Source organism: Algoriphagus sp. oki45 (genome assembly GCF_036245605.1).
In the GTDB taxonomy this organism is placed as follows: Bacteria; Bacteroidota; Bacteroidia; order Cytophagales; family Cyclobacteriaceae; genus Algoriphagus.
The window spans coordinates 1,152,036-1,167,018 of sequence record NZ_BTPC01000001.1; the positions used below are offsets into that span (position 1 = coordinate 1,152,036).

The following is a 14,983-nucleotide window of genomic DNA, read 5'->3' on the forward strand; positions in this document are numbered from 1 at the left end:
AAGATTGAAATATTTTAAAATTGGAAGATTAGAGTTGAAAGGTTGTAAAGTTTTAAGGTTGTAAGGTTGTTAGGTTTCCTGGAATCTGAGGCCGGAATCCTATCCACACCCTCGTAAATCGTAATTCGTAAATCCTTTTTTCTTTAAGCCCTATTCATCCTTTAAGGTATTTACCGGATTAGAAGTGGCCGCATTCCAGGACTGCCAGGTTACAGTAATCCAAGCCACCAACAAAGAAATCAGAGCTGTACCGAAGAAAAACGAGCCTGAGATTGTTACTTTGGCTGCAAACTGCTCGAGCCATTGATTCATAAAATAAAACCCAAGAGGAAATGCAATCAACAAGGCCAAAATCACAGGGTATAAGAATTCCTTAGACAACTGCGAAATAATCCCTGCAACCGAAGCCCCCAATACCTTTCGGATACCGATCTCTTTTCGTTTGGATTCCGCGGTGAAGATCGAAAGCCCTAATAGGCCAAGACAAGAAATCAACAAAGTTAAAATGGCAAATACTCCAAGTAAATTGCCCACGCGCGCTTCTTGCGCATAACTTTGGACAATTCGATCATCCAAAAAGGCATAGTCGAATGGGATACCGGGGATGATTTGATTCCAGGCTGTTTTTAGTTGTAGTAGTTGAGATTCTCCAAAACCCTCTCCCGTACGAATAAGCAAAATCGAACTTCCATCGAATGCTGCATTTTTGGCAGGCAAAAACACAGTCGGCTTGATGGTCGTTTTCAAATCCTGTGTATGGTAGTCCCTGACTACGCCGATGATCCTGCCATTGTAATCGGAAAATAAATTCCCATTTTCCTCGGTGTATACGCGCACCCCATTTCCCAATTCGGGTTGTCCTGACTGTGCTAAGATTTTTGCAGCAGATTCATTGACAACAATGCCGAGGTTTTCCATTTTGGGAAATTGTCCCCTCATCATTTCTGTCACCTCTCCCCCATCTTGAAATTCCGAAGAAAACTCCCTTCCACTTACTAAGTCCACACCCAAATTTTTGAAATAATCGGCATCTACATACTGAACATAAGTAGCGAATTCCTCAGCATTCTGAACCCCTTCAAACGAAACCGGTGGATTCCACCCACCTTCCAATCCAGGAGCATTGGAAATGGCATTGACAGACTGAATTCCCGATTGTTGCTCCAAAGCAGCTATAATCGGACTAAGTTGGGCTTTGGCTGCATTTCCGAGTTTTACAGTCATCAGCCCACGATGATCAAAGCCCATGTCGGATGTTCGAAGAAATGTGTGCTGCATGTAGGCCACTCCGGCACAAAAAACCAATAAAGAAGAAAGCGCAAATTGAAATACAACCAAGGACTTTCTAAGCCAAGCCTTTCCTCCAGTGAGAGGAGAATTTTTAAGGATAACCTCCGGTTTGAGCCCACTGAGATAAAAGGCCGGAAAAACACCCGCCAATAGGGAAGAAATCACCCAAACTCCTAGAATAATTCCAAGAAGTATGGAATCAGAAAATAAGCTGAATTCCAATGAAAGCCCCAATAATTCAGCAAAGAATGGCTGAGCAAGACCGACCATTAGCAAGCCAAAAATCAGCGCAATTCCATTAATCAAAAAGGCCTCTGCCAAAAACTGCAGCATTAATTCCCCTCGTCTGGCACCGTTTACTTTCCGGACTCCGATTTCTTTCATTCGTCGAATCGCTCGGGCTGTTGCCAAATTGATAAAATTGATGCAGGCGAGTAAAAGGACAAATCCTCCAATTGATAAGAAAATCAACAGGGTTTTTTGGTTCACCCCTGCGGTCCATTCCCCACCAAAACCGGGCTGCAAATGAATAGATTGAATGGGTTGCAAGAAGTATCGGTAATTTTTTGCTTCCTCCGGATTTCGGTAATTCCCGTTGATTTCAGGGATTCGGTTGCTGATCGCTTCGGCATTTCGTCCTTCTTTGACTTTCACATAGGTAAATGTCTGAGGCCACCAAAAGCTTCCAAAATCAGCACTTTCAGGGAAATTATTTAGATTTTTGAAGGTGGCTACGGAGGACAAAAAGTCAAATTTCATGTGCGTATTGGCCGGAAGATCCTCAATGACGGCTTTCACTTCAAAAGCCACATCTCCGGTAGCCAAAAGAACTTTTCCAAGTGGATTTTCATCACCGAAATAGTGCTTGGCCTTGGATTGAGTCAATACCAACGAAAAAGGTTCGTCAAAAACTCCTTTCAAACTTCCCTTAATTACTTTTAGTCCGGCTATTTTTTCAAAGCCCGGCTCTGCGTAAAAGAAAAAATCTTCCCGGAAACTTTCCTCAGGACTAATCCCATCAGGTGATTTGAGGTAAGTATTGATCTGAATGATACTGGTAATTTCTTCAAGCTGATCTCCAAACTCTTTCCGAAGCATAGGTGCCACAGCTCCACCGGCCCAAGCGGAATTTCCAGATTCCCGAACTTCTTGGGATACTCTGAAAATTCGTTCTGAGTCCTCTTGAAAGGTATCATAGGATCGCTCAAATTTCACATAAGAAACCAACAGTAGAAAACAGGCAAGTCCAATCGACAAACCCAAAACATTGATTAGGGAAAAAACCCGCTGACGAATCAGGTTTCTCCAGGCAATTTTAAAATAGTTTTTGAGCATGGTTTGAGTTAGTTTAAGGATGGTTTGAAGCGTACTGAGCCATTAACTGAATGATTCCTTCCCGAAGATTTTCTGGATCTCCAAATGAATCTGGATTGAATTGGTCATTATTGCTCAGAATGATGAGGGTTTGATTGCTGTCTAAAAAGCGCACCAAAACACTATTTGAACCTAAAATCCCACCTCTTCGCTCCATAATAAGAGGGTTTCCTTTTGCATAGGGGTAGGAGTATGTCCAAACTCCATATCCTGTATAATTATATTCTGGATAGGAGGTATAAAACTTTTTCTTAGACTCATCAGACAAAAGTTTCGCTCCATAAAGCGCCTGATCCAACTTAAGTAAATCAGATACAGTAGAATACATTGAGCCTGCTGCATAGAAGTTTTCGATGTAGAAATCCGGATCAGCAATCCGCTTCCCGCCTTTAGCTATCGAAAAAGTATGAGCAAAATTCTCTGGCAAGTCTCCCTTTTTCAAAAATCCAGTCTCATTCATTCCCAAGGGTTTCAAAACCCTTTCATCCACTAATTTTTGCCAAGTTTGTCCTTCAATTTTTTCAGCAATCAAGCCCAGCAGTACAAAATCAAGGTTGGCATAATTAAACTTTTCAAAACCGCGGGATTTGCTGCCATTTTTCAAAGTTTCTGCGACAAATTCATTCGGAGACAAAACCCGATTGTAAGCTTGATCTTTTTCGTTCGGTAAACCTGATATATGGAGCAAAAGGTGATGGACCGTGATATTTTTTGCACCCGGAATTTCCATCTCCGGCAATAACTCATTCAGACTTTGATCCAATTGAAGTTTCCCTTCCTGATTCAGCTGCAAAATCAAAATAGAGGTAATCATTTTGGTGATAGAGGCTATCCCAAACCTGGTTTCAGAATCAATAGGTTGAGATTGTGCTTCGTCTTTGAAACCATGGCTTTTTTGATAAATAATCTCCCCCTGTTCGGCAACGCATACTGTTCCTTCAAAAGATTTTAATTCTACATGGAATCCGATCAAGCTATCCAATTCCATGGTTATATTTTGTCCAAAAGTCAACAGATGAATTCCTGACAAACAAATACATAGCGCAATATTTTGAATCCAAGTCCTCATTTCATTCGGATTTTAGGATTTTCGCAGGATTGACAAAAACGGTTCGAATCGTCAAAACCAGCGCAGTACTAAAGAAAATGAGCAAAATAGACAGTACCGGCAGGGTGTAAAACCACCAGCCTAATTCGATTCTTACCGGAAACTCCTGCAACCATTCTGAGAAAAGGAAATAGGATAACGGAATACCTCCCACGAAACAGGCACCTAACCAATAAACGTAGTCCTTTGAGATCATCACTAAAATGGAGGAAGAGGATGCTCCCAGAATTTTTCGGATACTGACCTCCTTCAGCCGGCTTAGCAAAACCTGAGAAGTCACTCCGAATATTCCCATGACAGCAATGAAAATGGCTACCAAGGAGGCTAAAGCAAAGAGTTTCTGAAACTGAATTTCTGCCTTGTATTGCTTGTCAAAGAACTCATCAAGAAAAAAGTACTCAAAAGGCGATTGAGGGAAGTTTTTCTCAAAGGAGTTCTCTATTTTTTGTAAAAGACTTCCGATTTCAGTTAGGGAGCTAAGCTTGAGAACATAGTAATTCAGATCTCCAGGAGAATAATTAAGTACTATTGGATCCAAAGGGGAATTGACGGCCTCCTGATAGAAATCCTCCACCACTCCCACGATTCTTGCGTCGCCTCTACCGGAAATCAACTTTTTTCCCAATGCCTCTTCCGGCTTAGAAAGCCCTAAACCAGCGAGTGCCCTTTGATTGATAATCGCTTCCTCTCCCTCACCTACCGGATTAAACTGTCTGCCTGCTAGGATATCTAGGTCAAAGAGTTCGAAATATTCTTCTCCCACACTCAACATGCTAAACATGACCCCACTTTTTTCCTTTCCCTCCAAATGAAAGTCCTCTGTCTTCCAGTAGATTTCATTTCCGGGAATCTCGTTTGCTGCCGCAATAGATTGGACTTCTGACAAGGCTCCTAAGGTGGCTTTCATTTTTTCCTGATAGTTGCCACTTCCATCCACAAACAGCATGGGGGATCGAACGACAATTCGACCTTTCAGCTCCAAGCCCAAATCTCTGCTTCGCATGAATTCTATCTGCTTGTAGGTAGTCAGAATCCCTGCTAAAATAACCAAGCAAAAGATCAATTGAACGACCAAAAGTGGACTACCGAATGCCTGTCGGAAAGTCAGAATACTATCTCCTTTGATGGCTTTTTGTGGAGAAAAAGAGGTCAAAAGCAAAGCAGGATAAATTCCTGAAATGAAAGAACCCAGAATCCAAAAGGAAGCTATCCAGCCCAAATAACGACTTAGCTGAAGGTTTTCGGTAGGTAAACCCAATCCCAAAACCTGATTGATCCAATCTCCAAAGCCAAAAATCAAAAAACAGGCAATTCCAATGGCGATAAAATGTGTCAAGAAAGACTCCGTGAGAAACAGTCTAATCAATTGAATCCTAGAACTACCCGATACTTTTCTGACTCCTATTTCTTTACTTCTATTTTGACCTTTGGAAGTAGCTATATTGATGGAATTCAAATAAACCATCATCAGTACAAAAAAGCCTATCCAAACAAAATATGTAAGCTTTTTCCCATCCACCCCTTGGTTGTACTCCCCGGAATAGGCAAGACTGTTATGGATATCCCCTACGGAAATTAAATCAACATCCCATTCCGAACCGCTGGCTTGTAACTGTTCCCCATGGTGGGTCTGAAGACTTGCATTTAATTGATCAGTAAGACTCTCCACGTTCGCCCCCGGTGCCAACTTCAAATAGGTATACTGATTGAGCCAGTCATAAGAGTTGTCGATGCCGGGACCCAGAAAGTGATGAAGTGTGGCATAGGATATCAAAACCTCCGGTCTGAGGTGCCGGTTGGCAGGTAAATCCTGGTAAACCCCGGCTACCTCAAATTCAACTGTCCCATCGAAATTTGTACTATTGATGTCTAAATTTTGCCCCAAAGGATCTTTATCCCCAAAGATCTTCTCGGATATACTCTTGGAGAGATAGACTTGCAATGGCTGAGTAATCTCTTCTTTACTTCCTTGGGTCAGTTGTATATCGAAAAAATCAAAATATGCTTCATCAGCTATAAAAACCTGATCCTCCCTCACAAAGGAATCAGCTTGCCCAGCGATCACTTCTCCCATGATAATTACCCTGGAAAACTCCTCCACTTCTGCCAAATCTTCTTTGAAAATCATCCCCATTACTGGAGCCGTACGAGCGCTTTTATCCATCTCCTTTCCAGAAACCTGTGAGTTTAAATTGACTCGAAATAATTGGTCTGTCAGGGTCAGGTCTTTATCATAACTCCTTGAGAAATTTACATACAGAGCAATCAAGAACACCGCAAAAAAACCGATCGTTAGCCCTCCTACATTTATCAGAGAATCCAACCTGTTTTTCAACAGATTTCTCCAGGCAATTTTTATATCATTTTTCCACATAGTTTTTGAATTTGAAGAATTCAGAAAGGAAAGTGTGAAAGTAACAAGGGGATCAAGTCACCTGATCTCTGCTGCATTTCCTTCTAGCCTTTTATTTTTTGGCTCTTGTTTCTTACTTCTCGATACTAGAACTATATACTAGCATCCTGCTTCTCTATTCATCCTTCAGGGTATTTACCGGATTACTCAGACTGGCCTTCAGCGATTGGGCATAGACTAATGCCAGCGTAAATGCTATTCCTCCAATTGCCAGCATTGCAAAGCTGATCCAGGAAGGCCATCCTTTTACGGCAAATTGATCCAGCCAGCCTTGCATCAGATAGATGCTCAATGGAAGCGCTACGACTACTCCGATGAGGGTGGTGACCATAAACTCTTTTCCAAAAAGCCAGGAAATACTCCAGCTGGAGGCTCCCAGTACTTTTCGGATTCCGATTTCTTTGGTACGGCCGGCTATCGACAAGGCCACCATGGCAAACAATCCCATGGCTGCGATCAAAATAGCCAGAGATGCAGCGATAAACACCATTTTACCCAATCTACGGTCAGATTGATACTGGGCTTCCACTGTTTCATCCAAGAAAGAAATATCCAAGGGAAGACCCGCAAACTGCTTTTCCCATTCGGCTTCAATCACACTTCGAACCTGATTGACATCCCCGCCTGCAGCTCTGACCAACAGCTTGGGATTGGTACTTGAGTTGATCATCAGATTGGTAATCCCGCTGAACACAGCCATGGGAGATTTGGCAATCATTACTGGCTCTATGGGTTGATATAGAGAGGCATGATGGAAATCCTTCACGACTCCAACAATCTGATGGGGTTCAAAATCAGTTCTTGGAAGCAACTCTCCGGTGGGATCCTCCCAGTCAAATGCGCGGGCAAATGCCTCATTGATCATCAAAGCACTGCTGTCGGATCCTACTGCAGGATTTATACTTCTTCCCTCTAGGACTTCCATGCCCAAGGTCTGCAGATAATCTCCTGCCACGAAATTGACTTTAAACGAAAACATCGTCCCATCCTCTAAAGGGAAAGCAACCTGCCAAAAGGCATCATCCCCATAGGTGGCCACAGTCAACGCCGTCGAGGCAATTTCAGTCCGTGAGGCCAAAGTCTGCCGAAAGCTTTCCGCAGTTCTGAAGCTTTCTTTCAAAGAGGTGACAAAATTCTGGGAAGGATAATCCGGCATATCCACGATCAAAATTTGATCTTGATCAAAGCCCAGATCATAATCCCGAATCGCATTCATCTGATTGACCATGATCAAGGTCGAAGCAATGAGTAGGAAAGAGATGAAAAACTGAAAAGTAATCAACCCTTTCCTGAGGCCCTGCTTCCCAAAATGGATGGAAAGATTGCCTTTTAATACCTTGATAGGTCGAAGTCCGGATAGAAAAAAGGCAGGATAGGCTCCGGCCAAACCTGAAATTATCACAATCAGTCCGACCAAAATCCCAAACTGTGCAGGACCATAGACGATATCCAGTTCCTTTTGAAATAGATCATTGAATGTGGGCAATAATAACTCCGCGAGCACCACACCCAGCACGGAGGCCATCAAAGTCGTCAAAAAGGCCTCAGTCATAAATTGATTGATCAACTGACTGAAGCTGGCTCCCATGGTCTTTCGCACCCCGACTTCTTTGGCCCTGGAGGTGGCCCTCCCGATAGCCATGGTGGTGAAATTGATACAGGCAATCAGCAAAACCAGGAAGGCGATTCCGGACAAAATCCAAAGCAGTGATTTCTGCGTAGTCTCCACTGCCCCATTTCCTGCACCTTCATCAAAGTGCATATCTGCCAAAGGAGTAAGCGTAAAATATAGACCACCTTCTTCGTAATCCTCTCCCAAGGACTTTTTCATAAAGGCCTCCATACTTTGATGAATAGATGCGACTTGCTCCGGGGAATTCAGCTTGACCAGATTAAATCCCCAGACATTATACCAAGAAGCTAAGCTCTCTTCATCTGCAAAGAAATCCATGTTTGCGATAGGCATCAGGACTTCAAAAGGGATGGAATTATTCGCAGGAGGGTTTTTCAATAATCCTGTAACCCGGTAATCCACAAAGTCCTCTCCCATTTTCAGCTGGAGGGATTGTCCGATTGGGTCAGTAGCGCCAAAGTATCGATTGGCCGCTTCTTCGGTGATTACCACTGAATATTTGTCTACTAGCTGGGTAGAGAGATCACCTTTGATCAAAGGAAAATTAAGCATTTTCAAAAAGTCGGAGTGCACCAGACGAATCCGTTGATTTTGTGTACTCTGATCCGGCAAGGTGGCCTGCACGTCTGCATTGGTGACTCCGGAAATGGCTTCGATCTGAGGGAATTCCGCTCGAAAAGCGGACTCCAGAACTACCGGAGAAGAGTAGGATTCCTTGAGTTCCCCGTCGATACGTTCATAGGTTTTGACTCGGTAGATCCGATCCAGATCCTGATGAAAAGCATCAAAGCTCAGTTCAAACTGAACAAAGAAAAAAATCAATATGCTAACTCCCAGCCCCAAGGACAAACCGATCAGGTTGATCCCGGTATGGAGCTTGTGCTTGAGTAGGTTTCTGACTGCTATTTTAAAGTAGTTCTTCCACATGATATTCTAGGTAATTATACTATTCCTTTTTCCACTTCTATGCCAGAACCAATCCAGCAAAAACGCCTTAAAATGGCGCATTTTAGGTATTTTTCGCTTTCTGCTCGGACGTTTTTGTCCGCTAACGGGCAATGATGTTAAAAGAGATTTTATTCACTTTTCAGCGTTTTGGCCGGATTGACCAGTGCTGCTTTGATCGCCTGAGAACTGACGGTCAGCAAAGCAATCAGCAATGTCAAACCACCTGTCCAAATAAAGATACTCCAGTCCAAAACCGTCCGGTAATTGAATGTTTCCAGCCAATCACTCATGACATACCAGGTTATTGGCACACCGATCAAGATGGCTATACCGACCAAGCGGGCGAATTCAGATGAAATAAGCCCAATCAAGCTGCTCACGGTAGCTCCCAGTACTTTTCGTACCGAAATTTCTTTTTTCTTCCGCTCTACAATAAATGCTGCCAGCCCAAACAAGCCCATGCAGGATATGAAAATGGACAAAGCCGTGAAAATGGAGGTAAGCTTGGCTGTCCTTTCTTGTGAAATGAATTTTTGATCATTTTCCTGGTCTACAAATCGATATTCAAATGGGGCATCTGGATTGAATTTCCCAATGGTATTTTGGATCTGAGCCATAGCCTCGGACAAATTGACTTGCTCATTCAACCTCAAATGGATAAAATTCAACTCCCGGAAAGGTCCAAAAACCGCAATAGGCTTTACCTCATCAAATGGGGACTCCATGATGAAGTCTTTAACCACCCCTACAATCGTGTAGTCTTTTTCGTCATCTCTGATCACCTGACCCAAGGGATCTTCAAAACCCAGCAGCGCAGCCAATTTCTCATTGATCATCATAGAGCTACTGTCACTGGGGAAGGTATAGACATCAATCTCTCGTCCTGAAATCAATTCCTTCCCAGCCGTAGCAATTAAGCCGGCATCAGTCCCCATTCTACTGATGTTGGGCTTGAAATCGGGATCTTTTCCCTGCCACTGCATCGCATCTGTGTCGCTGTAGATATCGGTCAATGGAGAAAAGGTATAGCTCACCGAAGAAATCCCCGGAAGACTGCTCAGTTCATTTCTCAGTGCTGATTTGTTTTCCCTCATTTTGGAGGTTACGGGATGAAAAATCAGCCGGTCTTCATTGATGCCGAGGTCTCTGTTTTGGACAAATCTCATCTGATCCCGGACTATCCAAGTGGAGGAAATCAGAATGACCACTACCGCAAACTGGAAAATCACCAATACCTCCCGGGGCTTGATCCCCAGGTTTTTTCGCTGATCCATTTTCGATTTCAAAGCCAAAATCGGCCTATAAGAACTCATCAAAAAAGCAGGATAGCTACCCGCCAAAAGCCCGATGATCAATACATAAGCTGCAGAAATGATCCAGAAAAACGGCTGACTCAAAGGTGATTGCAACTCCTGACCGATCAAATCCCTAAATGAAGAAAACGTGAGCGAGACCAAAACCAAGGCGATGAGGTATGCCGAAAGAGCCACCATAGTAGATTCAGCCAAAAACTGCCCGATCAGCATTTCTTTTTGGGCACCGGATATCTTCCGGATTCCTACTTCTTTGGATCTTCGGTCACTTTGAGCTGTACTTAGATTGACAAAATTGATTCCGGCTATGATCAGGACAATAAAAGACACAATGGAAAACATCCTGATCAGTTCGATTTTTCCTCCTACAGATTGTCCATTTTCAAACTTGGACTTGAGATGCAAATCCCTGAAAGGAAAAAGAAAATCAGAAATATCATCGTACTCTGTGTTGTCAGCAGTAAAGGACTTGAATTTTGCATTGAATGATTCCAAAGAGGTGCCGGCCCGTAGCATAGCAAAACTTCGGTAGGAATTATTACCCCAAAAATCATCCACCCAGCCCATTTGCTCCAGTTTGCCGAAAGGCAAAAAGCCGGTGAATTGCAAAGTGGAATTTCCCGGAAAATCGGCTACCACAGCCCGAACTTCAAAATCAAGCTGTTTTTCTATAGTTACTGTTTTCCCCAGGACAGAGGTAGTCCCGAAAAGCTTTTGCGCCAAAGACTCCGTCAAAACAATACTTTCAGGCTGCTCCATAGCAGCTATCGGGTCTCCTTCCAAGACCTCAAACCTGAACATCTTGAAAAATCCCGGCTCAGTAAAAGTAAGCTTCTCATAAAAACTATTTGCCTCGAAGCTGATCAGCATAGGATCCCACTCAGTGATTCGTGTGGCTTCTTCCACTTCGGGATATTGCTCCTTCAAGGCTGGCACATAGGGGGCCGGAGTGTAATCCCAAGAATTGACTTCCCCATTCGCATGGTTGTTTCTCCAAACTGCATAAATCCGATCAGAATGCTCATGATATCGATCCACTGAGAGTTCAAACTGCACCCAAATCAGAATAAGGATAGAGGCCGCCATTCCTATACCCAAACCTACCACAGTGATAAAAGTGTAGCCCTTATTTCTTTGGATATTTCTCCATGCGATTTTTAAATAATTTTTAAGCATGATTCGAATAATCTAAGGGTTTGGACCAGTGAGAAAAGCCAAAAAATAATTTTGACCACATCGAATTATTCATGGATTATGCCAAGCAAAACCTGCATTACGTGTCTAATTTGACACATTTTTGACTTTTGGATTTTTTGCTTCGAACAAAATTGTCCGTCAGCGATCAATTCTGATTTTTTTGGGAAAAGGGATTTTGAATAGAAATCTGTAGCTTAAAAAAAATCTCAGCCCATGTACGTCAAAAGAAACTATAGCCTCTGGATGACCGTCCGCTGGTCCAAAAAATCCCTGATCAATGGATTGATCTATTCTGCAGTGATTGTCATTTTGTATGAGATTTCTCATATCCCCTTTTCTCTCCCCTGGCAGCCTATTTCGGTCATTGGCGTAGCGGTAGCTTTCTTTCTGGGTTTCAAAAACAACTCTTCCTATGACAGAGCTTGGGAGGCAAGGAAAATCTGGGGAGCTATTGTCAATGACAGCAGGACTTTTGCCACAGCTATTCTTTCCTTACCTGGGAGTGAAGTGACTTTTTCCTGGAAAAAGGAGATGATTTTTAGGCATCTAGCTTGGCTGGTAGCACTGAAACATGCGCTCAGAAAAGGAAAATCCTGGGAGCATAATTTACCGATAGAAAACATGGTTTTTACCCCTTCATTCAAAGAAGAAATCAAAGAGGGCCTGAATCCCGAAATCAAAAAATACCTCTCCACCGAAGAATGGGAACAGCTTCAGACCTTTTCTAACTTTCCAACCCACCTGCTGAAGAGGCAAAGTCTGGAATTGGAAAAAATTCATCAGACCGGAAATCTGGACTCCTACAAACAGGTGTGGTTGCACCAATTGATCAGCCGATTTTACGATACGCAAGGAATGAGCGAACGAATCAAAAATTTTCCATTTCCGCGACAATATGCCTCCACAGGACTTTGGATTACCTATATTTTTTGTGCACTGATCCCTTTTGGACTTTTGGATATTTTTGAACAATCCCCCGCCATGCATTACTGGTTGACAGTCCCCTTCTCAGGAATTATTATTTGGATATTTTTCCTGGTAGATCGTATTGGGGATTATTCCGAAAATCCCTTTGAGGCCGGATACAATGATGTTCCTATTTCCTCCATCACCAGAGTAATAGAAATCGATTTGCTGGAAATGCTGGGCGAAAAGGATATTCCAGAATCTTATCCGGTCGAAAATGGATTTTTGATGTAAGAAAAGCTGGAAGATGGGAGCAGGAAGACCGAAGTATGTTTCCGTCTTCGGTCTTCCTACTTAATAACTCCCCTACTCATTCTTGATACTCTTCACCGGATTGGCCCAGGCGGCTTTGATCGTTTGAGAGACCACTGTGGCTGCGGCAATCACTCCTGCTCCCAATCCCGCCCAAAGAAACACCGTCCAATGTACGCCTATGCTGTAAGCAAAATCTTCCAGCCAGCTGTTCATTCCAAACCAGGAAATCGGAATTGCAATCAAAAAACCAATTCCCACCAGTTTCAAAAAGTCTTTTCCAAGAAGCAAGAGAATATTACCTGTCTCAGCTCCCATCACTTTTCGGATGCCAATTTCCCGTGTTCTCTGCTCGGTAGCGAAGGTCACCAATCCCAAGAGACCCAAAATGGAAATCAAGACTGCCAAAGCAGAAAAGAAGGTGAAAATGGTTTTTACCCGATCTTCGGCCTCATACTGTCTGTTGAAGCCCTCATCCACAAAGGTCGGCTCAAAAGGAAAATCAGGACGCAACTGAGCCCATTCTGCTTCCAGATAAGCCAATACCTGCTCCCGCTGATCGGTTTGAATCTTGAAGCTGACCGGATTTTTCCGGTCTGTAGCGATCAAAAACACAATCGGAACTATCGGCTGATGCAAGCTTTCAAAGTGGAAATCCTGCATCACTCCGGTAACAAAACCCCGTCGTCCACCATAAAGAAATTGTTTTCCCACGGCTTCCTCCGGACTGGACCAGCCGATCTCCCGGACAGCCGTCTCGTTGAGAATAAAGGCTTCCGTCGAATCACTCGCCAAATCGTAATTAAAGTTTCTTCCGGCAACCGTGTTGATACCGTACGTGTCCAGAAAATTGTGCGCCACATGAATGTCTGCAATCCGGATATTCAACTGGCTCATTTCTCCGTTGACCTCGGCTGTGGCCCCTTGGGAATCCAACAGTCTTCCGGAGGGCACACGGCTGGAAATAGTCACAGACTGGATTCCGGGATGATTTTCCCATCGGTCTTTGAGAATGAGGTAGTTATTCTGAATCTCATCATTGGAAGGCAGGTAGACCACATCTTCTTTTTCAAAGCCCAAATCCTTGCCTACCATAAAGTTTAACTGCCCTACGACCACCAAAACGGCAACGATCAATACCACGGATATCGCAAACTGACCTACCACCAAGACGGACCGAAAACGCTCATGTATTTTACCTGCCTTGAAGGCTCCTTTGAGTACTCTGGCAGGCATAAAGCCCGATAAAAACAAAGCGGGATAACTTCCTGAAATCAAGCCCACAAAGACCATGATTCCCAAAATACCCAATAGATAGAGCGGATTTTGGAAAAAATTCAAGTTTAAAGGCCGCTCAGAGAAGTCTGCAAAGCTGGGCAAAAACAAAAACACTAAGATCAAAGCTAACATCATAGCCATGGCAGTCATGACGAAAGATTCCCCCAAAAACTGTCTCACCAGCAAGCCTCGGTCCGCACCCATGACTTTGCGAAGCCCCACTTCCATGGACCGCAGAGAAGAACGTGCCGTAGAAAGGTTCATGAAATTGATACAGGCAATGAGTAGAATAAAAAAGGCAACGGCTAAGTAGATGTAGACATAGTCAATATTCCCGTTTGCCTCTATCTCGGAATCTAGATTGCTGTACAAATGGATATCCTGAATGGGCCAAAGAAACAATTGTGTCCCTTTGGACATGGGGATTCCGGATTGGGTCTCTCCCATATGCCGATCGATCAAACTGGGAAGTTTGGCTTCAAAGTCCTTGTAATCGAGTCCTTCCCGAAGCTTGATGTAGGTAGAGAAATTATTCGAGCCAAAATTGGACATGAAAGGCTCCAAGCCTCCGTAAAACTGCACCACAGGCACCATGGAAGCCAAAAAGTCTACATGAAAATGGGAATTTTCAGGCATGTCTTTCATCACCCCGCGGACTTGGAAGGTCACTTCCTGTCCATTAAGCAAGGCTAAAAGCTCTTTTCCTACCGCCGGAGAATCCCCAAAATAGCGCTTGGCGGTGGATTCGGTCAGCACCAAGCCATCCGCTTGGTCCAAGGCTGTCTTCCCCTCTCCTGCCACTACTTCCCAACCAAAGACATCAAAAGCTTCTTGGTCAGCAAAGAAAAACCGCTCTTCTTCAAAGGCATTCCCTCCGGATTTGATCAAAGGATTAAAATTGAAAAGCCGGGCAGAAACCTCCACGTCTTCCGGAAAATCGGATTTAATCAAAGGACCAAACGGAGGGGCCGTATGCCCCAAATGAAGGCTGATTTGTCCGTCGGGATTGAACCATGCACGGGAAACCCGATACAGTCGATCCCCATCAGGATGGTAATTATCATAACTCAGCTCAAACTGCACATAGAGCAAAATGATAATACTCACCGCCATCCCAATCGCCAACCCGATCAAGTTGATCAGCACATACATGGGATGCTTTTTGGCGTTACGGAAGACGATTTTGAAGTAGTTTTTAAACATATCTTTTC

At 43.6% G+C, this 14,983-nt stretch carries 7 protein-coding genes; 1 reads left to right on the forward strand and 6 read right to left on the reverse strand.

All coding sequences use genetic code 11. The features are described 5' to 3' along the window. Window positions 1–150: 150 nt before the first annotated feature. The 5 genes from AAA942_RS04995 to AAA942_RS05015 all read right to left on the reverse strand — a co-directional run bounded on the left by AAA942_RS04995 (window position 151) and on the right by AAA942_RS05015 (window position 11,255). Entirely contained in the window at window positions 151–2,625 is a 2,475-nt protein-coding gene (locus AAA942_RS04995) for an ABC transporter permease (RefSeq protein WP_338219138.1), read from the reverse strand. Window positions 2,626–2,638: 13 nt separating this feature from the next. Next, on the reverse strand, window positions 2,639–3,652 hold the full coding sequence (locus tag AAA942_RS05000) for a serine hydrolase domain-containing protein (protein ID WP_338219139.1): 1,014 nt from the start codon (window positions 3,650–3,652) through the stop codon (window positions 2,639–2,641). An 82-nt stretch (window positions 3,653–3,734) separates the two neighbouring features. After that, window positions 3,735–6,146, reverse strand: coding sequence for an ABC transporter permease (locus AAA942_RS05005; protein ID WP_338219140.1), 2,412 nt, complete (start codon window positions 6,144–6,146; stop codon window positions 3,735–3,737). A 154-nt stretch (window positions 6,147–6,300) separates the two neighbouring features. Then, window positions 6,301–8,745: an ABC transporter permease gene (locus AAA942_RS05010; protein WP_338219141.1), complete on the reverse strand. Its 2,445-nt coding sequence runs from the start codon at window positions 8,743–8,745 to the stop codon at window positions 6,301–6,303. Window positions 8,746–8,894: 149 nt separating this feature from the next. After that, window positions 8,895–11,255: an ABC transporter permease gene (locus tag AAA942_RS05015; RefSeq protein ID WP_338219142.1), complete on the reverse strand. Its 2,361-nt coding sequence runs from the start codon at window positions 11,253–11,255 to the stop codon at window positions 8,895–8,897. Window positions 11,256–11,489: 234 nt separating this feature from the next. On the opposite strand from AAA942_RS05015, the gene AAA942_RS05020 reads away from it, so the two are divergent. Beyond that, window positions 11,490–12,476, forward strand: coding sequence for a bestrophin family protein (locus AAA942_RS05020; RefSeq protein WP_338219143.1), 987 nt, complete (start codon window positions 11,490–11,492; stop codon window positions 12,474–12,476). Window positions 12,477–12,548: 72 nt separating this feature from the next. On the opposite strand, the gene AAA942_RS05025 is transcribed toward AAA942_RS05020, so the two are convergent. After that, entirely contained in the window at window positions 12,549–14,975 is a 2,427-nt protein-coding gene (locus tag AAA942_RS05025; protein ID WP_338219144.1) for an ABC transporter permease, read from the reverse strand. Window positions 14,976–14,983: the final 8 nt, after the last annotated feature.

Coding starts and splice junctions, on each gene's coding strand:
- AAA942_RS04995 (WP_338219138.1), bottom strand. CDS start 2,625: ATGCTCAAAAACTATTTTAAAATTGCCTGGAGAAACCTGATTCGTCAG.
- AAA942_RS05000 (WP_338219139.1), bottom strand. CDS start 3,652: ATGGAATTGGATAGCTTGATCGGATTCCATGTAGAATTAAAATCTTTT.
- AAA942_RS05005 (WP_338219140.1), bottom strand. CDS start 6,146: ATGTGGAAAAATGATATAAAAATTGCCTGGAGAAATCTGTTGAAAAAC.
- AAA942_RS05010 (WP_338219141.1), bottom strand. CDS start 8,745: ATGTGGAAGAACTACTTTAAAATAGCAGTCAGAAACCTACTCAAGCAC.
- AAA942_RS05015 (WP_338219142.1), bottom strand. CDS start 11,255: ATGCTTAAAAATTATTTAAAAATCGCATGGAGAAATATCCAAAGAAAT.
- AAA942_RS05020 (WP_338219143.1), top strand. CDS start 11,490: ATGTACGTCAAAAGAAACTATAGCCTCTGGATGACCGTCCGCTGGTCC.
- AAA942_RS05025 (WP_338219144.1), bottom strand. CDS start 14,975: ATGTTTAAAAACTACTTCAAAATCGTCTTCCGTAACGCCAAAAAGCAT.